The 20262-nt window shown below is 68.5% G+C and carries 15 protein-coding genes; 5 read left to right on the top strand and 10 right to left on the bottom strand.

All coding sequences use genetic code 11. The annotated features are described in order from the left end of the window. The first annotated feature begins 75 nt into the window (after positions 1-75). From G398_RS15810 to G398_RS0103155, 5 genes are read left to right on the top strand one after another with little or no spacing between them, the layout of a single operon-like run. Positions 76-1200: a hypothetical protein gene (locus tag G398_RS15810; protein WP_052571275.1), complete on the top strand. Its 1125-nt coding sequence runs from the start codon at positions 76-78 to the stop codon at positions 1198-1200. 2 nt (positions 1201-1202) lie between these two features. After that, a complete protein-coding gene (locus G398_RS15815; RefSeq protein ID WP_052571277.1) occupies positions 1203-3464 on the top strand; it encodes a molybdopterin oxidoreductase family protein in 2262 nt (753 codons plus the stop codon). After that, complete coding sequence (locus tag G398_RS15820) at positions 3464-4045, top strand: 4Fe-4S dicluster domain-containing protein (protein WP_043483332.1); 582 nt, start codon at positions 3464-3466, stop codon at positions 4043-4045. Before G398_RS15815 ends, G398_RS15820 begins: the two co-directional genes overlap by 1 nt. Next, positions 4045-4608 (top strand): QcrA and Rieske domain-containing protein, encoded by a 564-nt coding sequence (locus tag G398_RS15825; protein WP_052571279.1) that lies wholly within the window; start codon positions 4045-4047, stop codon positions 4606-4608. The genes G398_RS15820 and G398_RS15825 overlap by 1 nt, the downstream gene beginning before the upstream one ends. Continuing rightward, positions 4605-4820 (top strand): DUF6755 family protein, encoded by a 216-nt coding sequence (locus G398_RS0103155; protein ID WP_026852523.1) that lies wholly within the window; start codon positions 4605-4607, stop codon positions 4818-4820. The genes G398_RS15825 and G398_RS0103155 overlap by 4 nt, the downstream gene beginning before the upstream one ends. Positions 4821-4998: 178 nt before the next feature. Here the strand turns inward: G398_RS0103155 and G398_RS15830 are convergent, their stop codons facing one another. The 10 genes from G398_RS15830 to G398_RS15865 form a co-directional block, all read right to left on the bottom strand. Next, positions 4999-6141, bottom strand: a complete 1143-nt coding sequence (locus G398_RS15830) for a hypothetical protein (RefSeq protein ID WP_052571281.1) — start codon at positions 6139-6141, stop codon at positions 4999-5001. Then, positions 6138-7319 carry a quinol:electron acceptor oxidoreductase subunit ActD gene (locus G398_RS19185; protein ID WP_052571283.1) on the bottom strand — a complete coding sequence of 394 codons (1182 nt, stop codon included), beginning with the start codon at positions 7317-7319 and terminating at the stop codon, positions 6138-6140. Before G398_RS19185 ends, G398_RS15830 begins: the two co-directional genes overlap by 4 nt. After that, a complete protein-coding gene (gene nrfD, locus G398_RS15845) occupies positions 7306-8706 on the bottom strand; it encodes an NrfD/PsrC family molybdoenzyme membrane anchor subunit (RefSeq protein WP_084511919.1) in 1401 nt (466 codons plus the stop codon). Before nrfD ends, G398_RS19185 begins: the two co-directional genes overlap by 14 nt. Continuing rightward, positions 8696-11608: a Fe-S-cluster-containing hydrogenase gene (locus tag G398_RS15850; protein ID WP_043483335.1), complete on the bottom strand. Its 2913-nt coding sequence runs from the start codon at positions 11606-11608 to the stop codon at positions 8696-8698. The genes nrfD and G398_RS15850 overlap by 11 nt, the downstream gene beginning before the upstream one ends. A 187-nt stretch (positions 11609-11795) precedes the next feature. Beyond that, positions 11796-12374 carry a cytochrome c3 family protein gene (locus G398_RS15855; RefSeq protein WP_052571285.1) on the bottom strand — a complete coding sequence of 193 codons (579 nt, stop codon included), beginning with the start codon at positions 12372-12374 and terminating at the stop codon, positions 11796-11798. 280 nt (positions 12375-12654) lie between these two features. Continuing rightward, complete coding sequence (gene narI, locus G398_RS0103190) at positions 12655-13329, bottom strand: respiratory nitrate reductase subunit gamma (RefSeq protein WP_043483338.1); 675 nt, start codon at positions 13327-13329, stop codon at positions 12655-12657. Further along, positions 13319-13852, bottom strand: a complete 534-nt coding sequence (locus G398_RS19190; RefSeq protein WP_026852525.1) for a nitrate reductase molybdenum cofactor assembly chaperone — start codon at positions 13850-13852, stop codon at positions 13319-13321. The genes narI and G398_RS19190 overlap by 11 nt, the downstream gene beginning before the upstream one ends. Further along, on the bottom strand, positions 13852-15348 hold the full coding sequence (gene narH / locus G398_RS0103200) for a nitrate reductase subunit beta (RefSeq protein ID WP_026852526.1): 1497 nt from the start codon (positions 15346-15348) through the stop codon (positions 13852-13854). The genes G398_RS19190 and narH overlap by 1 nt, the downstream gene beginning before the upstream one ends. A gap of 140 nt (positions 15349-15488) precedes the next feature. Continuing rightward, positions 15489-19115: a nitrate reductase subunit alpha gene (locus G398_RS0103205; RefSeq protein ID WP_026852527.1), complete on the bottom strand. Its 3627-nt coding sequence runs from the start codon at positions 19113-19115 to the stop codon at positions 15489-15491. A 115-nt stretch (positions 19116-19230) separates the two neighbouring features. Then, positions 19231-20052, bottom strand: a complete 822-nt coding sequence (locus G398_RS15865; RefSeq protein WP_169720606.1) for a c-type cytochrome — start codon at positions 20050-20052, stop codon at positions 19231-19233. Between the last annotated feature and the right edge of the window lie 210 nt (positions 20053-20262).

Below are 20262 nucleotides of genomic sequence, written 5' to 3' on the forward strand. Positions count from 1 at the left end.
GAATCGCCCCGGTTTTGCCCTAAATTAGGACTCATCGGTCCGTTTCACCCCACGCCCGCCCCCTGGAGCCCAGCCATGAGCCTCCTCGCCGAACTCGACCTCGAGCCCCGCCCCCTGCTGGGAGCCGCCCTGGCCACCCTGGCCCTCGGCGCCGCCGTGGCCCTGGGCAGCCGGGGCGGGCGCTGGCTGGACCCGGCCCTCCTGGGCTACCTGCTGGCCACCCTCTTCGCCTGCTTCGGCATCGCCTACCGCTACTTCGCCTGGATCGAGCGCCCCGCCACGCGGATGTACTTCCGCCACACGCTCCGCACCCTGCTCTCGCCGCGGGCGCTCAAGGCCCTGCCTCGCATGGCCCTCCTCACCGTGGACCAGATCGTCCTCCAGCGCTTCATCGAGAAGCGGTCCATCAAGCGCTGGGGCGCCCACGCCCTCCTGGCCTGGGGCTGCCTCCTGGGCTTCGCCGTGACCATCCCCCTGGTCTTCGGCTGGGTGCGCTTCACCAGCGAGGGCCTGGACGCCACCCGGTACCAGGCCTGGGTCCTGGGCTTCCCCGCCGGTTCCTTCCCCCTGGACAGCTTCCTGGCCTTCGTCAGCTTCCACATCCTGGACCTGGCGGCGGTCATGGTCATCGCCGGCTGCGTGCTGAGCCTCATCCGCCGCAAGCAGGACGAGGGCGACACGGCCACCCAGCGCTTCGACCTGGACCTGCTGCCCCTGGTGCTCCTCATCGCCGTGAGCATGACGGGCCTGATGCTCACCGCCTCGGAGAAGTGGCTCCAGGGCCGCAACTTCGCCACCCTGGCCTTTCTGCATGAGCTGACCGTCATCCTCCTGCTGCTGGGCCTGCCCTTCGGCAAGCTCTTCCACGTGGTCCAGCGGCCCGCCCAGGTGGGTGTGACCATCTACAAGGCCGAAGGCGAGGCGGAAGGCCGCCTCGCCTGCAAGGGCTGCGGCACGGCCTTCATCCGGGCCAACCAGCGCCGGGACCTCGGCGAGCTGTGGAAGGTGCTGGAGCTGGACGGCGCCCGCCACAGCGCCCCAGGTGGGGGTTCCATCCACCACCTGGACCTGTGCCCTAGGTGCAAGCGGCGCCTGGTGGCCAAGGCGCAGAGCACGCGCCTCCACGGCGCCTTCGATCCCTTCGCCACCATTCCCGTACACGCCGAACCGATCCCCGATCCCACGAGCCTGAAGGCCTGACCATGAGCACCCTTCCCCTCTCCCAGGACCAGCTCCGTGCCCAGTTCGGCCCCCACCTGAACCTGGCCCCTCCGGGCGGCTGGCTGTCCGATCCCACGCCCGACAAGGTGGTGGAGACCCACTGCTGCTTCTGCGGCCAGCAGTGCGGCATCAAGCTCAAGGTGAAGGACAACAAGGTCATCGGCTTCGATCCCTGGGAGGAGTTCCCCTTCAACCAGGGGAAGCTCTGCCCCAAGGGCGTGAAGCGCTACCTCCAGGGCAACCACCCGGACCGCCTCACCAAGGCCCTGAAACGCACCGAGGCCGGCTTCGTGCCCATGGACTGGAACGAGGCCATGGACCGCACCGTGGCGGAGATCCAGCGCATCCAGGGCCAGTACGGCAAGGACGCCTTCGCCGTGCTGTCGGGCGTGTCCCTCACCAACGAGAAGAGCTACCTGGCGGGCAAGTTCGCGCGTCTGGGCCTCCAGACGAAGAACCTCGACTACAACGGTCGCCTCTGCATGGTGAGCGCCGGCGCGGGGAACAAGAAGGCCTTCGGCGTGGATCGCGCCGCCAACTCCTGGGCCGACATCGAGCTGGCCGAGGTGATCTGGGTGACGGGCTCCAACGTGGCCGAGTGCTCTCCCATCACCACGGACTACATCTGGCGGGCCCGGGACAAGGGCGCCCTCCTCATCGTGGTGGACCCCCGCATCACCCCCCTGGCCCGCACGGCGGACCTGGTGCTGCCCCTGAAGCCCGGCACCGACTCCGCACTGACCAACGGCATCCTCCACCTGTTGAACAAGTGGAAGCTCATCGACTGGGACTTCGTGAACGCCCACACCCACGGCTTCGAAGAGGCCCTCGAGGCCGTGAAGGACTGCACGCCGGAGTGGACCAGCCAGATCACGGGCCTGCCCGTGGACGCCATCGAGAAGGCCGCCCGCATCTGGGGCGAGGCCCGCACCAGCTTCCTGCTCCACGCCCGCGGTATCGAGCACCAGAGCAAGGGCGTGGACAACGTGCTGGGCTGCATCAACATGGTGCTGGCCACGGGCCGCATCGGCCGGCCCGGCTGCGGCTACGGCACCATCACGGGCCAGGGCAACGGCCAGGGCGGCCGGGAGCACGGCCACAAGTGCGACCAGCTACCGGGCAACCGCGACATCAGCAATCCCGAGCACCGCCGCTACATCTGCTCCGTCTGGGGCTGCACCGACGAGGAGCTGCCGGGCGTGGGCCAGAGCGCCCAGGAGATCATGAACGCCATCCACGCCGGCGAGATCAAGGGCCTGCTCCTGCTCTGCTTCAACCCGCTCATCTCGCTGCCGGACTCGCAGTTCACCCGGGAGGCCCTCAGCAAGCTGGAGTTCTTCGTCTGCCTGGACTTCTTCCTCAGCGAGAGCGCCCAGCACGCCGACATCGTGCTGCCCTCCGCCCTCCACGAGGAGGACGAGGGCACCTCCACCAGCGCCGAGGGCCGCGTCATCAAGATCAACAAGGCCGTGGACTGCCCCGGGGACGCCCGCCCCGACTGGAAGATCATGGTGGAGCTGGCGAAGCGCCTGGGCCGGGGCAAGTACTTCGACCACTTCACCTGCCCCGAGGACATCTTCAACGAGCTGCGGGTGGCCTCCAAGGGCGGCACCGCGGACTACGCGGGCATCACCTACGCGAAGATCGAGAAGAACATGGGCGTGTTCTGGCCCTGCCCCACGGAGGACCACCCCGGCACGCCGCGCCTCTTCGAGGGCGGGAAGTTCTTCCACCCGGACGGCAAGGCCAAGTTCGTCCCCACGCCCTGGCGGCCGCCCATGGAGGTGGTGGATGCCGAATACCCCATCTGGCTCACCTCCGGCCGCGTGGTCTTCCACTACCTGAGCGGCACCCAGACCCGGCGCATCGGCTTTCTGGTGGAGCAGTGCCCGAACCCCTACCTGGAGATCCACCCGCGCCTGGCGGAGAAGTACGGCCTGGCCGAGGGCGACGCCGTGGAGATCACCTCCCGGCGCGGCAGCATGGTGCTGCCCGCCAAGGTGGTAAAGACCATCCGCCCCGACACCGTGTTCATTCCCTACCACTGGGCCGGAGACCTGTCCGCCAACCGCCTCACAGCCCGGCACCTGGACCCCGTCTCCAAGATTCCGGAGTTCAAGGTGAGCGCCGTGCGCTTGCAGAAGACCACGAAGGACCGCTTCTCCCCCGAGCTGCTGGAACTCCAGCGCATGGCCTACGAGGCCCGCAGCAACCAGACCGACATGCCTGAGCGGGTGTTCTGATGGTGCCCCAGGACTACGGCTTCTTCATCGACCCGCAGCGCTGCATCGGCTGCCGCTCCTGCGTGGGCGCCTGCGCCGAGTGCGGCACCCACCGCGGCCGGTCCATGATCCACCTGGACGAGATGGACCGCTTCGACAGCCCCCAGACCGTGCCCACGGTCTGCATGCACTGCGAGGATCCCATCTGCGCCCAGGTCTGCCCCTCGGACGCCATCAAGCGCAGCGAGGATGGTGTGGTGCACGCGGCCCAGAAGCCCCGCTGCATCGGCTGCCAGAACTGCGAGCTGAGCTGCCCCTTCGGCGTGCCCATCGTGTTCTCGGGCCTGGAGCAGATGCTCAAGTGCGACCTCTGCTACGACCGCACCTCCGTGGGCCACAAGCCCATGTGCGCCACGGTCTGCCCCAGCCAGGCCCTGCTCTTCGTCCGCAAGGACGAGGTGGCGAACCTGCGCCACAACAAGCCCCTGCGCGACTTCCTCATCGGCAGCGTGCGGGTGAAGACCAAGAACGCCATCATGGTGCCCGATCCGGAGACGCCCCTGCACCTGGATGCGGCCTTGCTCATCGACGGAGGCTTCTGATGACGACCTGGTGGCGCCGCGCCTTCCCCCTCGAGCTGGCCGAAGAGGGCCACTTCTCCCGTCGCGAGTTCGCCCGCTTCCTGGCCGTGGTGAGCGCCGGCTTCACCGCCGGCATCGGCTACCTCTGGTGGCGGAAGAAGCCCCTGGAGGGCGCTTCCGATCCCGAAGCCGGGCCCAAGGAGCTGCCCGTGGCCCTGGGCCTGGCCGCGGATCTGCAGCCCGGCCAGAGCCGCCTCTTCAAGTTCCGCGATGCCCATGACGCCTGCATCCTGCTCCGCACGCCCAAGGGCGAGCTACGGGCCTACCGGCAGACCTGCACGCACCTGGGATGTGCCGTGCGCTATGCCGAGGAGCGGCTGGAGTGCCCCTGCCACCGGGGCTTCTTCGAGCCGGACCGCGGCTTCCCCGTGCAGGGCCCGCCCAGCCGCCCCTTGGCCGCCATCGCCCTGGAGGTCCGTCCCGACGGCACGGTGTGGGCCGTGGGCGAGCTCCCCAAGCCCACGCTGGAGACCCTGGACCGGCGCGCTGCCTGCCCGCGCGAGAAGACGGAGGTGACCGCATGAACACGCCCCGCGTCCGCATCTCCCCCGCCGCCCTGGGCGTCATCCTCGTGCTGCTGGTGATCCAGCTCTACCTCTTCGAGACCGTGCTGGGCGCCGTCCTCGACGGCCAGCGCAGCGTCCTCCCCGGCGCCTTCTTCGTCTCCCTAGCCCTCACGGCCATCAGCCTGTTCCTGGCCTTCCGCAGCACCGTGGAGCACGGACCGAAGGAGTAGGGCTCCGCGCCCAGGGGAAAAGGCTCTCCACGAAGGACACGAAGGGAAGACAAGCGCACGAAGTCCATGACTGGCGTAACACTCAGCCTGGGAGACTCCCTCTTTCTTCGTGTTCTTCCAGCGCCCGGAGGGCGTCTTCGTGTCCTTCGTGGAGGCTTTTGTCTTTCACGCTGGAGCTTCACCCACCTTGAGGCAGCTCCTGGGCGGGGTTGGCGTCCTTCATGAAGACGGGCCAGCAGGCCAGGTGGCCGAGGCCCAGCTGGAGGAGGATGCCGCCCAGCTCCGCGGGGCCAAAGAGGGGGCCGAGGCCGTGCAGGACCGGGGGCATGATCTGAAGGTAGAGATCCAGCCAGCGGCCCGCCAGCAGCAGGGCGCAGGTGGCCAGCAGCACGGTCTCGTTCGTCTTGGCGCGGCGCTGGAGCAGGAGCACGAAGGGCGCGAAGAAGTTCAGGATCAGGTTCAGGTAGAAGAGGGGCATCCAGCGGCCCTGGAGCAGCAGGCGCATGGGGCCCGTCTCCTCGGGCAGGTTGGCGTACCAGATGAGCAGGAACTGGCTGAGGAAGATGTAGGCCCAGAAGCTGCTGAAGGCGAAGAGCAGCTTGCCCAGGTCGTGGTTCTGCGCCTTCGACACCGCGGGCAGCAGGCCCACCCGGCGCAGCACGATGGCGCTGATGGTGACGATGGCGATGCCCTGGAGGAACATCCCCGAGAACCCGTAGATGGCGAAGATGGTGCTGGACCACACCGGCTCCAGCGACATGAGCCAGTCGAAGTTCGCCACGGAGAAGGTGAGCGCGAAGACCAGGATGAACGGTGCCGCGCCCTTCCCCTGCTGAGTGAGGCGGCGACCCACCCAGATCCAGGCCGCGAAGATGAGCGCCACCCGCCCGAAGAAGAAGGGCGGGTTCAGCCAGCCCAGGCGGCCGTGCAGCGCGTGCTGGGTGGCCGCGTCGGGCCTGGCCCAGGGGTAGAGGGTGGCCAGCCCGAACCAGAGCATCAGCATGAGCACTCCCGCCACGGGCAGGAGGGCCGGCATGGCCCGGTGGGCCTTGAGGATGGGATCGCTCCAGCGGGCCCCGGTGATGGACTGGATGGCCAGCAGGAAGAGGCCACCCAGGCCCACGCAGGCCAGGTTGAAGGCCGTGAGCAGCAGGTTGCCCCAGCCCCGCTCGGCCTGGAGCACGAGGCCCAGACCCAGCAGCGCGGCGCCGAGCAGCACGAAGGCCCAGGCGCCACCCCGGAGGCGCTCGCCGATGTCGGCCAGGGTGGGGATGCCGGATTTCGTGAGGTCCCGCGCGGGGACGGTGAAGGTCTCGCTCATGGCTGGACTCCGGCGGGAACGGGCGCAGGCGCAGGTTTGACTGAGCCCTTCTGGAGCTCACGGACGTAGAGCACCACGTTCCAGCGGTCCTCCCGGCTGAGCAGGTCGCCGTAGCCCTTCATCTTCGTGGGGCCGCCGAAGGTGGCGATGTGGAAGATGCGGCCGTCAGGCATGCCCCGCACCACGGGGGAGACGAGCACCGTCGGCGCGAAGGCGCCCCGCGCCACGATCATGCTGCCGTTGTTGTCGCCCTCCCGGCCGTGGCAGGTGGCGCAGACGCGCTCGTAGATGGCCTTGCCGCGGTTGAAGCGGCCCTGGGTGGGCTGGTAGGGGTTCTGCAGCTCGCGGCCGGCCCGCTCGGCCTCGGCCTTGCCGGGGCCGAAGGCCAGGGGCGGATCTCCGCGCCGTGACAGCGTGCCCGGCGGGGGGGCCTGCAGCACCTCGCCACCGGGCAGGACGCCGCTGGCGTCGAAGGCCTGGGCCGAGAGGGGGGCGCCCATGCCGCCGTCCCAGGCCAGGTTCCGCTTCTGGAAGTCCCGGTTGAGGACCGGCACCAGGGCCAGGATGAGGAAGGCCGGCAGGCAGGCCAGCAGCAGGGCCCCGGCGCCCGCGGAGCGGTCCCAGAAGGAGGTGTCGCGCTGGAAGCGGTCCTCCACCAGCAGGCTGGTCTCCGAGGCGCCCAGGCCCGCCAGCTCGCGGGCCACGGCGGGGAATTGCACATCGGCGGCCAGCTCCGCCGCCAGGATGAAGCAGTCGTCGTTGGCGCCGGGGTGGAGGTCGGGGATGCGGAGGCGGGGCCGCATGCGCGCGGCCACGAAGAAGCTGGCCACCACGCCCAGGCCCGCCAGGAGCACCGTCAGCTCGAAGGCCACGGGGATGAAGGCGGGGATGGCCAGGAGGGGCTTGCCGCCCATGATGAGCGGGTAGTCGATGGCCGAGGTCCAGATCTGGAGGCCCGCAGCCAGGGCGAGGCCCAGGATCGCGAAGGCCAGGCAGGCCCGGGGCAGGCGCGAGGGGCGCAGGCCCATGGCCTCGTCCATGCCATGCACGGGGAAGGGCGTGTAGGTGTCCAGCACGCGGTGCCCGGCGCTCCGCAGATGCGCCACCGCGTGGAGGAGCTGCTCCGGATCCGCGAAGGAGGCCCGGAAGCGGGCGTTTCGGAACTCAGTGGTCGCCATGTTTGAGTACTCCCTTCACTTCGCTCGCCGCGATCATGGGCAGCACCCGCGTGAAGATGAGGAACAGCGTGAAGAAGAGGCCGAAGCTGCCGATGAGGATGGCCACCTCGATGAAGGTGGGCCGGTACATGGCCCAGCTCGAAGGCAGGTAGTCGCGGTGGAGGCTCGTCACGATGATGACGAAGCGCTCGAACCACATGCCGATGTTCACGAAGATGGTGAGGATGAAGATCATCCAGGGAGTCGTTCGCACTTTCTTGAACCAGAAGAACTGGGGCGAGAGCACGTTGCAGCCCACCATGGTCCAGTAGGCCCACTGGTAGGGGCCCAGGGCCCGGTTCAGGAAGACGTAGCGCTCATAGGGGTTCCCGCTGTACCAGGCCGTGAAGAACTCCGTGGCGTAGGCCATGCCCACGATCATCCCCGTGGCCAGCACCACCTTGGTCATGGCCTCCAGGTGGCGGGTGGTGATGTACGCCTCCAGACCCATCACGGACCGGGCGATGATCATGAGCGTGAGCACCATGGCGAAGCCGCTGAACACGGCGCCCACCACGAAGTAGGGCGGGAAGATCGTCGCGTGCCAGCCCGGGATCACGGACGTGGCGAAGTCCATGGACACGATGGTGTGCACGGAGACCACCAGGGGCGTGCTGAGGCCCGCCAGCAGCATGTAAACCGTCTCGTAACGGCTCCAGGTGCGGTTCGAGCCGTTCCAGCCCAGGGAGAACACGCTGAGGATCACGCGCTTCAGCTTCGTCTTCGCCCGGTCCCGCTGGGTGGCCAGGTCCGGGATGAGGCCGATGTACCAGAAGGTGAGCGAGATGATGAAGTAGGTGGAGATGGCGAAGACATCCCAGAGCAGCGGGCTCTTGAAGTTCACCCAGAGGGAGCCGCGGGTGTTGGGGTAGGGCGTGGCCCAGAAGGCCAGCCAGGGCCGGCCCATGTGGATGATGGGGAAGAGGCCTGCGCACATGACGGCGAAGAGGGTCATGGCCTCGGCGGCGCGGTTGATGGAGGTGCGCCACCGCTGGCGGAAGAGGAAGAGGATGGCGGAGATCAGCGTGCCCGCGTGGCCGATGCCCACCCAGAACACGAAGTTCGTGATGTCGAAGGCCCAGCCCACCGTGCGGTTGAGGCCCCAGGTGCCGATGCCCCGCGTGAGGGTCTGGAACACCGCCCAGGCGCCCAGGGTCAGCATGGAGAGCGTCACCGAGATGGCGAGCCACCAGCGGAGGGGCGGCCGCCGCTCCGTGGGCGCGAAGACCTCCTCCGTGACCTGGCGGTAGGTCTTGTTCCCCTCGATGAGGGGCAGGTTGTGGCCGTAGCGCTCGGCCTCGCCGGCCAGCGCGCCGGCCCCGGTCAGCACGTCCGCATCATGCGCCATGGTGGCCTCCCTGGTTCGCCTCGGGCGTGATGTTCCGGATTTTTGTCAGGTAGCTCACGGCGGGGCCGATGCCCAGCTCGCCCAGCACCAGGAAGCGCTTGGGATCCCGCAGCACCTGGCTGATGCGGCTGTCCGGGTCCTGGGTATCCCCGAAGACGATGGCCTGGGCGGGACAGCTCTGCATGCAGGCGGGCAGGGCCTCCCCATCTTTCAGCTCGCGGCCCTCGTTCTTGGCCGTGATCTTGGCGTCCATGAGGCGCTGCACGCAGAAGGAGCACTTCTCCATGACCCCCCGGCTGCGCACGGTCACATCCGGGTTGAAGCCCAAGCGCGCCAGCTCGCTCTGGTGCGGGTACTCCCACCAGTTGAAGCGGCGCACCTTGTAGGGGCAGTTGTTGGCGCAGTAGCGGGTGCCCACGCAGCGGTTGTAGACCTGCTGGTTGAGCCCCTCCTCGCTGTGGACCGTGGCCAGCACGGGGCACACATTCTCGCAGGGGGCGTTGTCGCACTGCTGGCATAGCATGGGCTGGTGGACGACGCCGGGATCGGCCTCGGAGCCCGTGTAGTAGCGGTCGATGCGCAGCCAGTGCATCTCGCGCTTCCGGCGCACCTCGTCCCGGCCCACCACGGGGATGTTGTTCTCCACCTGGCAGCCCACCACGCAGCCCGAGCAGCCCGTGCAGGCGCTGAGGTCGATGACCATGGCCCAGCGGTGGGCGCCGTGGGCATGCGGCGCATAGACCGAAGGGCCCGGCTGTTCCTCCGGCCGCGCCGAGGCGGGATCCCGCAGGTAGGGCGCCAGGGCCATCTCCCGCACCAGCTCGCGGCCCTCCAGGCTGTGGTGGTCCTGGGTGCAGGCCAGCTCCACGCGACCCTGGCCCCGCCGCACCTGGAGGGGTGCAGGGTTGGCCGCGAGGAACCCGCCGGCAAAGGCGCGCCAGGGGTAGGCATTCCGGCCCACGCCGAGCCCCGCCTTCCCGCCGGCCGTGCGGCCGTAGCCCAGGGCCACGGCCACGGTGCGGTCGTCCTGGCCCGGCTGCACCACCACGGGCAGTTCCAGCTCCAGGGCGTGGTGTTCGGGCCGCAAGCGCAGCAGGTCGCCCTGCTCCAGCCCCAGCCGTGCGGCGGTCGCCGGAGAGACCTGGGCGTAGTTGTCCCAGGTGGCCTTGGTGATGGGGTCCGGCAGCTCCTGCAGGAAGGGGATGTGGGCGTGGCGCCCGTCCCCCAGGCCCACCTTGGCGTAGAGCAGCAGCTCGTAACCGTCCTTCCGGGGCGCGGAGGTCGCGCCTTCGACGCGGCCTTCGCGGTAGCGTGGGGCGCCGCCCGCTTCGACCTGCGTCGCGCCCTTCTGCAGGGCCGCGTTCCAGAAGGTCTCGAAGTCTGCCACGGCCTTCTGGCGGGGGAACACGTCCACTTCCCAGTGTTTTTTTAACGCCTGCAGCGCCAGCTGCGGGCGCCCGGACCACAGAGCAAAGGATTCCACGGCATCCCGCGTGGCGAAGAGGGGCTGGATCAGGGGCTGGGCCAGGGAGAGGGTGCCGGCCACGGGCTCCGCATCGCGCCAGGCCTCCAGCCAGTGGTGGTCCGGGGCCAGGTGGGTGCAGCGGGCCGCGCTCTCGTCCTCCGTGAGGGCCAGCGAGAGGCGCAGGGGCACCCGGTCGAAGGCCGAGGCGAAGGCCGCGGGCTGCTCGTAGACAGGGTTGCAGCCCAGCAGCAGCAGAGCGGCGACCCGGCCTTCGGCCATCTCGCGGAGCAGGGCCTCCAGGGCCCGATCATCCCCCCGCTTCTGGAGACTGGGATGGGCCAGGTCCACGGTGACACCCTCGTGGCCGAGGGCATGGTTGAGGCGGGCCGTGAGCTCCTGGGCCCGCAGGTCGTTGAGGCCACAGAGCAGGAGGCCCCGGCCCCGGTGCGCCTCCAGCTCATGGGCGACGGCCTCCGCCTTCGCCGCCAGGTCCGTCGGCAGGTTCCCGCCTTCGACCGCGAGACCCAGCTGCCGGGCCAGGGCTTCCAGGAAGGGCACGGCTTCGGACGGTGCGAGCCGCACCCGCTCGTCGGCGTTGCTGCCCGTGAGCGAGAGGCCGCTCTCGATCTGGATGTGCTTCGACATGGGCCGGGGCTTGTCGGGGCCGCGGCGATCGGCGTAGGCGCGGGTGAAGCCCACGGGGTCGATCCAGGTGCCCAGGAAGTCCGCCTCGATGCCCACGAGGAGGTCCGCCTCCTCCAGCCGGTAGTGCGGGGTCAGCCGCTGGCCGTGGGTGCGCTCGTAGGCGGCGGCCAGGGCCGCACAACTCAATGCATCGGCCTCCACCAGGCGGCCATCCTTGAAGGTGCCCAGGAAGCCCTGCACGGCGGCGCGGAGCGTGGGGCTGAGGATGGTGCCCGCCAGCACGCGGACGGCGCCGCCGGAGGTGCGCAGGTCCGCGAAACGGCGGGCCAGGTCGGCGTCCAGGGCGGCCCAGTCGGTGTCCTTCCCGTCCAGACGCGGGGCCCGCAGGCGGTCCTCGTCGTAGAGGCCACGGGTCTGGACCTGGCCGATGGCGCAGAGGCCGCCCCGGCTCACGGGATGATCGGGATTGCCCTCCAGCTTCACCGGGCGGCCGTCGCGGCTGCGGGCCAGCACGCCGCAGCCCGCCGCGCAGCCGCCGCAGGTGGTGGCATACCACTGGGCCACGCCGGGCGTGAGGCCCTCCCGGGCATTGAGGTAGGGCATGGCCTTCTCGACCACCTTGCTCTTGCAGCCCAGGGCCAGGCCCGCGGCGAAACCCAGGCCGGAAAAGCGGAAGAAGTCGCGGCGGCTGATCTGCCGGACGCTCTCGCCCACGGGCAGTTCCTCCTCGAACTCCGCCCGGCGGGCCCGCACCGTCCCGCGCCGTTCCCCGAGGCTCTTCCAGGTCTTCATGGTTTCTCCTCGGGATGCGTCCACAACAGCCTCACCACGGAAACACGGAGGTCGCCGAGATGGCACGGAGATGGGCTCACGGAGGGAAGCCGCAGCCTCAGCGGCACTTTTCCGTGTTCTCCTCTGTGAAATCCTCCGTGCACTCCGTGCCTCCGTGGTGAAAGGTCTTCGATACTCACGAGCAACCTCAGTGGTGACAGGCCGAGCAGTCGGTGGGCGCCTGGGCAGGCTTCCCGGCCAGCTGCAGCTTCTGGTTCTCGGTGCGGTGGCAGGCGAGGCACTCACCCATGGTCAGGGCCATGGCCTGTTCCACCCGCTCCATGCCCTGCACGTCGCCGTGGCAGGTCTGGCAGGCCAGGCCCGCGCGGATATGGCGGCTGTGGGGGAAGGTCACATGGGCGGGCAGGCGGTGGATGCGCACCCACGAGAGGCCCCGGCCGCTGGCGTAGGCGTCGCGCAGCTTCTGGATCTCGGGGCTGGGGTCGGACTTGCCTGCGGGCGTACCGGCCCGGTTCAGCACGCTCTCGTGGCACTTCATGCAGGTGCTGAGGGGCGGGATGCCCGCGTGGCGGCTGCTTTCCGCGGAGGTGTGGCAGAAGAGGCAGTCCATCTTCAGCTCGCCCGCGTGGAGGGCGTGCGAGTAGGCGATGGGCTGGGCGGGCTTGTAGCCGCTCTGGTCCCCGAGCAGGCGCGTGTCCAGACTCAGAGCGAAGATCATGAGCGAGGCACCGAAGGCCACCGCCCCCGTGATGGCGACGGTCCTCATCCGCACTGGGCACCCCCGGACAGGAAAGGCAACCGCGAATGACGCGAATCGCCCTTCGGGCGCGCGAATGGCGAACGGGCATCCCCCCGCCTCCACTCACGGGGCGGTTCCGCCGGCTCTCGAAGGACGGCAGAACCGCCCCGTGAGTGGCCAGCCACGCAAAGCGCGGCTGGGGGCCAAAGGCCCAGGTGGCCCATCTCCGCCGTTTTCGCGCCCATTCGCGTCATTCGCGGTTCCAGCTTTTTACGCGTAACGGGCATGGAGCCCCCTTGCTGCGGGCTCATCGCAGCCCCTTCCGGTTCCAGATCACCACCTGGGGCCTGCGCCAGTAGTAGAAGATGGGCACCACCAGGAAGTGCACGAGCCGCGTGAAGGGCAGCAGGAGGATGACCAGGAAGCCGCTCAGGAAGTGGAGCTTCACCATCCAGGGCAGGGGCGCGATGAGCTCGGGCCGTGGCGCGAGCTTGATGAGGCTCCAGAGGTAGGGCGCGGCGTTGGTGGAGAACCAGGCGCTGCCCCAGCGGTAGCGGATGGCCACGTCGATGCCGCTGGCCACCTGGTAGAGCAGGACGGCGAGCAGCACCACATCCAGGGGGCTCGTCACCACCTTCACCCGCCGGTCCGTGAAGCGGCGGACGATGAGGGCCACCACGCCCACCAGGGCCAGCAGCGCCATGGAGAGCCCGGTGATCTCCAGCAGGTAGAGCCGCAGGGGGCGGGCGTTCCAGGCCAGGATGGCCTCGGGCAGGAAGAAGGCGAAGAGGTGCCCGGACAGCACCCAGAGGATGCCCCAGTGCCAGAGGCTGGAACCCCAAAAGAGAGACTCGGTCTCCAGGAACTGGCTGGAGAGGCTGGAATAGCTGAAGGGCCGCCAGGTGAAGCGCAGGATGCTCACCACGATGGCCAGCACCAGCGCCACATAGGGGAAGCCCACGAAGAGGAAGTTAGTCAGCACAGGACGCCTCCGCAGGCTTACGGTCCACGGTGAAGATGAGGAAGAGCGCCTGGAGCACGTGGTGGTAGGGGCTCTCCTTGAGGGCCGGAATCACCTTCTCCAGGGCCGGCAGCAGGCAGTCGTCCACCAGGTCCATGGCGTCCTGGCGCTCCAGCCGCATGCCCAGGTCCAGCAGGTTCGGCAGGTGGTCCGGCAGGTTGCCGCCCTCCTCGAGCCCGTGGGCCTGCAGATGGTGGCGCATCATGGCCATGAACTGGCCCCGCTGGTAGGTCTCGCCGAAGAGGTGCCAGCCAATGTCCAGCGTGCACTCGGGGGTGAGGTCGAAGGCCCGGGTGTAGAGCTCCTGGAGCTCGCGCAGGTCCAGGCCCCGCGCCACCAGGGCGAAGGCCTCCAGGTGCTCCTGGCAGGGGTGGCCCGTGGCCATGGCCACGTCCGCCAGCGAGCCCGCCAGCGCCTGGGTGCGTTCGTCCGGATAGCGCAGCAGCGCGCTGAGACCGGGGATGAGGTGAGTGGGAACACGCATCAGAACCCCCTCTGGGGCGCTTCGCGGAAGCCGAAGCCCGCGGCTCCCTTCCGTTCCAGCGGGTTGGTGAGCACCTCCACCGCCTGCTCGCGGTGGGAGGCCGGAATGACGAAGCGGTCCTCGAAGCTGCAGAGGCTCGTGAGGCGGTAGATGGCCTCGGCCTGCTCGGGATCGCAGTCCGCTTCGCGGAGGCCCGCCAGGGCCACCTTCAGGTCCACGTCGCCCACCTCCGTGGCACGCTTCCAGGTGCGGATGGCCAGCATCTTCTTCATGGCGTAGCGCACGGGGGCCTCCTGCCCCGCCCCGAAGAGGCTGGCCAGGTACGACATGGGCAGGCGGGCCTGCTCCAGGGGCGCGAAAATCTCCTCCGTGGAGGTGGGATTGAGGGCCACGCCGTTCTCCATGGCGTAGGTGACGGGGCCCAGGGCCGGCACATAGAAGAGGCTGGGGAAGGTGCGATACTCGGGATGGGGCGCCAGGGCCAGGCCCCAGTCCTTCACGAAGCGGTAGACGGGGCTGTTCCGGGCCGCCTTCAGCACCTGCTCGCTGACGCCGTTCTTGCGGGCGGATTCGATCACCGCCGGGTCGTTGGGATCCGCCAGCAGGTCGCGGTGGGCCGTCACCAGCTCGGCATCGGGCTTCAGGCCCGCGGCCTCGATCTTGTCGGCGTCGTAGAGCAGCACGCCCATGTAGCGGATGCGGCCCACGCAGGAGTGGAAGCAGGCGGGCGCCTGGCCCGTCTCCACGCGGGGGTAGCAGAGCAGGCACTTCTCGGACTTCCCCGTGCTCCAGTTGTAGAAGACCTTCTTGTAGGGGCAGGCCGACACGCAGTAGCGCCAGCCGCGGCAGACGTTCTGGTTGATGAGGACGATGCCATCCTCGCCGCGCTTGTAGATGGCGCCGCTGGGGCAGGCCGCCACGCAGGCGGGGTTCGCGCAGTGGTTGCAGATGCGCGGCAGGTAGAACATCACCAGCGTCTCGATGGAGAGCAGCTGGAGCCGCTGCTCCTCGGACATCGCGGCGAGGTTCACGTCGTTGCGGGCGTAGAGGGGCGAGCCGCCCAGGTCGTCGTCCCAGTTGGGCCCGGCCTCGATGTCGATGTACTGTCCCGTGACCTTGCTGACGGGGATGGCCGTGGGCTGGTCGTCCCGCTCAGGCCCGTTGAAGAGGTCCTCGTAGCGGTAGGTCCAGGGCTCGTAGTACTCGTCCATGGTGGGCAGGGACGGCTGGTGGAAGATCTTCTGGAGGAACTTGCCCTTGGAGGTGAGGCGCAGCTGGAGCTTGCCGTCCTTCACCACCCAGCCGCCCTTGTACTCCTCCTGGTTCTCCCACTGGGTGGGATAGCCGGTGCCGGGCTTGGTCTCCACGTTGTTCCACCACATGTAGTCGGCGCCCTTGCGGTCGGTCCACACGTTCTTGCAGGCGATGGAGCAGGTGTGGCACCCGATGCACTTGTCCAGGTGGAACACCATCGCCACTTGAGAGCGGATATCCATCAGAGACCTCTCAACGAAGGGATTTGAAACCGCGAATGACGCGAATTCACGCGAATGACATCAGCGATGTTTTGTATTCGCGCCCATTCGCGCCATTCGCGGTTCATGCTTTTACTTGTTCCGATGTTCACGGCCGCCTCCTACCAGACCAACTGGCCGAGCTTGCGGACGTAGACCACCGTTTCGCGGTTCACGCCGGTGGGTCCCCAGTAGTTGAAGTGGTAGGTGAACTGGCCGTAGCCGCCCACCATGAGGTTCGGCTTGAGGCGCGCGCGGGTGAGGCTGTTGTTCATGCCCGCGCGCTTCATGCCGCGCAGGGGCGACTTGGGCACGCTGTAGGTGCGCTCCGTGGCGTGGTACTGGATGCAGGCGCCCCTGGGGATGCGGGCGCTCACGCAGCAGCGGACCACCACCACGCCGTTGTCGTTGTGGATCTCCACCCAGTCGTTGTCCTTGAGGCCGATGGAGGCGGCGTCCTCCTCGCTGAGCCAGAGGGGGTCCTGGCCGCGCGACAGCGTCGTCATGCGCTCGGTGTCGCCGTAGGTGGAGTGGATGTGCCACTTCCCGTGGGGCGTGAGGAAGTTCAGGGCCAGGGTGGCCCCTTCGCGCTTGGAGCAGCGCAGGTCGCCGAGCACCTGGCTGGGCGGCGTGGGCTTGTAGGTGGGCAGGTGCTCGCCGAAGGCCAGGTAGCCCTCGTGGTCCAGGTAGCAGTGCTGGCGGCCCGTGAGCGTGCGCCAGGGCACCATGCGCTCCACGTTGTAGGTGAAGGCCGAGTAGGGGCGCTTGTCGTCGACGAGCCCGGACCAGCAGGGGCTGTTGATGACGCGGCGGGGCTGGCTCAGGAGGTCCTTGAAGGTCCGGCGCACGCCCCGGTAGGGCTCGGCCAGGTCCTTCAGGGGCAGGCCTGTGCGGCCCTCCATGAATTGGTAGGCGCGGTAGGCCAGTTCGCCGTTCGTCTCCGGCGCCAGGTGCAGCAGCGCGTTGGCGGCGTGGACGTCCTCCTCCAGGCTGGGCCGCTTCTGGCCTTCCACCATCACCGTGGGATGCGTGTTCAGCATGTCGTCGTAGACGTCCGAGATCGGGTATTTGACGCCGTGGGCGCCGAGGCCCTGCTCCCGCACCATGGGTCCGAGGGAGATGAACTTCTCGTAGACCGTCTTGTAGTCCCGCGTGACCACCTTGAGGCCGGGCATGGTCTTGCCGGGGATGGCCTCGCACTCGCCGGCCATCCAGTCGCGGATGTGGGGCTGGGCGATCTCCGCGGGGCTGTCGTGGGAGAGCGGCGAGGAGACCAGGTCCTCGATGGGATCGGGCAGGTGCTTGGCCGCCAGCTCGCTCACGCGCTTGGCCATGTCCTTGAAGATGTCCCAGTCGCTCTTGGACTCCCAGCAGGGCGGGACGGCCGCCGAGAGGGGATTGATGAAGCTGTGCATGTCCGTGGAGTTGAGGTCGGTCTTCTCGTACCAGGTGGCCGTGGGCAGGATGATGTCGCTGTAGAGGGCCGAGGTGTCCATGCGGAAGTTGATGTCCACCACCAGGTCCATCTTTCCCGTCACGGTGGGCCGCCAGGTCACGTCCTTTAATGTCCCTTCGGCCACCTCCTCGGCGATGGCGTTGCTGTGGGTGCCCAGGTAGTGCTTGAGGAAGAACTCGTGGCCCTTCGCGGAGGTGCCGATGGCGTTGCCGCGCCAGATGAACCAGACGCGGGGCCAGTTCTCGGCGGCGTCGGGATCTTCGACGGAGAAGCGGAGGTCCTTTTTCTTCAGCCGGTCCACGGTGCTCGCGATGATGGCGGCCTCGTCCTTGGCGCCGGCCTTGCGCGCGTCGGCCACCACGGCCATGGGGCTCTCGTTGTACTGGGGGTAGAAGGGCAGCCAGCCGCTGCGCACCGCGCGGGTCTGCATGTTCATGCAGTGGCCCTCCACCAGATCGCTGCCATCGGGCACGGTGTTGTAGGCCTTGAACTCCCGCTCGTAGCGCCACTGGTCGGAGTTCACATAGTGCCAGCTGGGGCCGTTCTGGAGGCGGTTCACCGGCACCCAGTCCCGGGCCATGGCGATGGCGGACCAGGAGGCCACGGGCGCCAGCTTCTCCTGGCCCACATAGTGCGCCAGGCCGCCGCCGTTGGTGCCGATGCAGCCGCAGAAGACCAGGGCGTGCTGGGCGGCGCGGTAGATGAGGTTGTTGTGGTACCAGTGGTTGATGCCGGCGCCGATGATGACGGTGCACTTGCCCTTGGTGAGCTCCGCCGTGCGGGCCCACTCGCGGGCAAAGCGCAGCACGTTCTCCCGCGACAACCCCGTGATGCGCTCCTGCCAGGCGGGCGTGTAGACGGCGGCGGCGTCATCGTAGCCCGTGGGATAGGCGCCGCCGAGGCCACGTTCTACCCCGAACTGGGCCATGAGCAGGTCGTAGACCGTGGTGACGAGGGCCGTGCCGCCGTCCGCCAAGGCGATGCGCCGCACGGGCACGCCGCGGAAGCAGGTGCTGCCGTCCGCGAAGTCGTCGAAGGAGACCTGGGCGGCTTCCGCGCCCAGGAAGGTCAGGGCTGGCGCAATGGGGCTGTCGTCCTTGCCGTCCTGGAGGAGGAGGTTCCACTGGCCCTGCTTCGTGCCCCAACGGTGGCCCACGGAGCCCTTGGGCATCTTCGGCGCCCCGCTCGCCTCGTCCCACATGAGGAACTTCCACTCGCCATGCTCTTCATCCGCGTACTTGGCGAGGCGTCCCGCGCGCAGGAGCTGGCCGGGGCGGAAACCGCCCTCCACCTCGTGGAGCTCCACGAGGAAGGGCCCGTCCGTGTAGGTCTTCTGGTAGTCCAGGAAGAAGGGCACCTGCTTTTGGTGGTGGAACTCGGTGAGGATGACGTGGTTCACCGCCATCCAGAAGGCGCCGTCCTGGCCCTGGTGGACGGGCATCCACTCGTCGGCGTACTTGGCCACCTGGTTGAAGTCGGGGCTGAAGACCACCATTTTCGTGCCGTTGTGGCGGCTCTCGGCGGCGAAGTGGCAGTCCGGCGTGCGGGTCATGTTCAGGTTGCTGCCCATGACGGCCAGGAACTTGGCGTTGTACCAGTCGGCGCTCTCCTGCACGTCCGTCTGCTCGCCCCACATCTCGGGGCTGCTGGGGGGCAGGTCGCAGTACCAGTCGTAGAAGCTGAGGTTGGTGCCGCCCAGGAGCTGGAGGAAGCGCGAACCCGCGGCGTAGCTCAGCATGGACATGGCGGGGATGGGGCTGAAGCCCGCGATGCGGTCGGGGCCGTGGGTCTTGATGGTGTGGATGTTGGCGGCGGCAATGAGCTCGCCCACCTGGTCCCAGGAGGCCCGGCGGAAGCCGCCCTTGCCCCGGGCGCGCTGGTAGCGCGAGCGCTTGTCGGGATCACTCTGGATGCTGGCCCAGGCGGCCACGGGGTCCTGGTGCCTGCCCTTGGCCTCCTCCCAGAGATCCATGAGGGCGCCCCTCATGTAGGGGAACTTCACGCGCAGGGGGCTGTAGAGGTACCAGCTGAAGCTGATGCCGCGCTGGCAGCCGCGGGGCTCGTAGGGCGGCACCTTCTCGTCCAGCAGGGGGTAGTCCACCACCTGCATCTCCCAGGTGACGATCCCCTCCTTCACGTAGATGTTCCAGCCGCAGCTGCCCGTGCAGTTCACCCCGTGGGTGCTGCGCACCACCTTGTCGTGGGCCCAGCGGTTCCGGTAGAACTCCTCCCAGGAGCGGGTCTCGGGATCCACGATGTCGGTGATCCAGTGGCTCTGCTTGCGCTCGGTCATGTCATGTCCTTCTGGGATCAGGTGCGGGAATCAGGCTTTGCCTGGTTTCCGCAGGGGGGGTTCCGGGGGGGGACATCGCGAGCGAAGCGAGCAGGCGGTCCCCCCCCGGACCATGTCAGGCCCTGGGTTTCAGGTTTTTGCGAAGGCCCCGGAAGCGCTTGCGGCCCAGGCGGCCGGCCAGCAACATGCCGGAGATGAGACCCGCGATGCCCAGGACGGGGAAGCCCATGTCCGTGCGGGCCGGGGGCTGGGCCGCGAGGCTCTTGATGAAGCTGCCCACCTGGAAGGCCTCGTCCGCCGTGAGGGGCGTCTTCAGGAACACCCCCTGCATGGTGGGGAAGGCGGGGTTCTCGATGGCGGGCACCAGGCCCACGCCCAACCTCCCGGACGCCCCCGTCAGGTCGGGCCCCAGGCGCCCGCCGCCGAGGCCGCCCAGGCCCTGGGCGCTGTGGCAGGACATGCAGGCGGGCGCTCCGGAAGCGAAACGGGTGAGCCCCATGAAGAGCTGCTGGCCGTTCCGGATGTCCGCGGGTGTGGCCGTCCGGGCGATGGCCGCGCTGCCCAGCGTCTTGCCGGCTGCGGTGAAGTCGTCGATGAGCTTGACCAGGGCCTGGGCCTCGGCGGCCGTCACGCCCAGGTCCGGCATGCGCGTGCCGTTGAACTCCCGCAGCAGGGCGGCGGCCGTGGGGTCCCCGCCATCGAGCTGGGCGGAAGGCATCTGGATGAACTTGGTCGACCACTCGTGGGGCCGGCGCTGGCCCAGGCCCTTGAGGTCGGGGCCCACCTTCCGGCCGGCGCCGATGGTGTGGCAGCTCATGCAGCTCTTGCGGAACTGGGCCTCGGCGTCCTGGGCGGCCAGGACCGGGGCCAAGGTGGGGGCCAGGGTCGCGAGAGCAGCCCAGGCGAGCACCTGTCGTGGCGTGATCCGGGGGAACACAACACCTCCTCGGGGGGAGCAGCCGGCACTGGGCGCGGCAGTTTTAGGAATGATTGTTCTGAAATTTTGCCAAGTATGCCTCCCTCCCCCCAACCTGCGCAAGGGGTTCATGCCAGAAAGGTCTGATTTTTTTGTTTTTTATAAGTTATTTATTTAAAATAATTAATAGCATTTAGCTACGTCTGTTGCCATTCTCGCCGCCGGCGTCCC

It is taken from the genome of Geothrix fermentans DSM 14018, assembly GCF_000428885.1.
In the GTDB taxonomy this organism is placed as follows: domain Bacteria; phylum Acidobacteriota; class Holophagae; order Holophagales; family Holophagaceae; genus Geothrix; species Geothrix fermentans.

Bases quoted from the DNA above. Each gene is read 5' to 3' on its own strand.
- G398_RS15810 (WP_052571275.1), top strand. From the start codon at position 76: ATGAGCCTCCTCGCCGAACTCGACCTCGAGCCCCGCCCCCTGCTGGGA.
- G398_RS15815 (WP_052571277.1), top strand. From the start codon at position 1,203: ATGAGCACCCTTCCCCTCTCCCAGGACCAGCTCCGTGCCCAGTTCGGC.
- G398_RS15820 (WP_043483332.1), top strand. From the start codon at position 3,464: ATGGTGCCCCAGGACTACGGCTTCTTCATCGACCCGCAGCGCTGCATC.
- G398_RS15825 (WP_052571279.1), top strand. From the start codon at position 4,045: ATGACGACCTGGTGGCGCCGCGCCTTCCCCCTCGAGCTGGCCGAAGAG.
- G398_RS0103155 (WP_026852523.1), top strand. From the start codon at position 4,605: ATGAACACGCCCCGCGTCCGCATCTCCCCCGCCGCCCTGGGCGTCATC.
- G398_RS15830 (WP_052571281.1), bottom strand. From the start codon at position 6,141: ATGAGCGAGACCTTCACCGTCCCCGCGCGGGACCTCACGAAATCCGGC.
- G398_RS19185 (WP_052571283.1), bottom strand. From the start codon at position 7,319: ATGGCGACCACTGAGTTCCGAAACGCCCGCTTCCGGGCCTCCTTCGCG.
- nrfD (WP_084511919.1), bottom strand. From the start codon at position 8,706: ATGGCGCATGATGCGGACGTGCTGACCGGGGCCGGCGCGCTGGCCGGC.
- G398_RS15850 (WP_043483335.1), bottom strand. From the start codon at position 11,608: ATGAAGACCTGGAAGAGCCTCGGGGAACGGCGCGGGACGGTGCGGGCC.
- G398_RS15855 (WP_052571285.1), bottom strand. From the start codon at position 12,374: ATGAGGACCGTCGCCATCACGGGGGCGGTGGCCTTCGGTGCCTCGCTC.
- G398_RS19190 (WP_026852525.1), bottom strand. From the start codon at position 13,852: ATGCGTGTTCCCACTCACCTCATCCCCGGTCTCAGCGCGCTGCTGCGC.
- narH (WP_026852526.1), bottom strand. From the start codon at position 15,348: ATGGATATCCGCTCTCAAGTGGCGATGGTGTTCCACCTGGACAAGTGC.
- G398_RS0103205 (WP_026852527.1), bottom strand. From the start codon at position 19,115: ATGACCGAGCGCAAGCAGAGCCACTGGATCACCGACATCGTGGATCCC.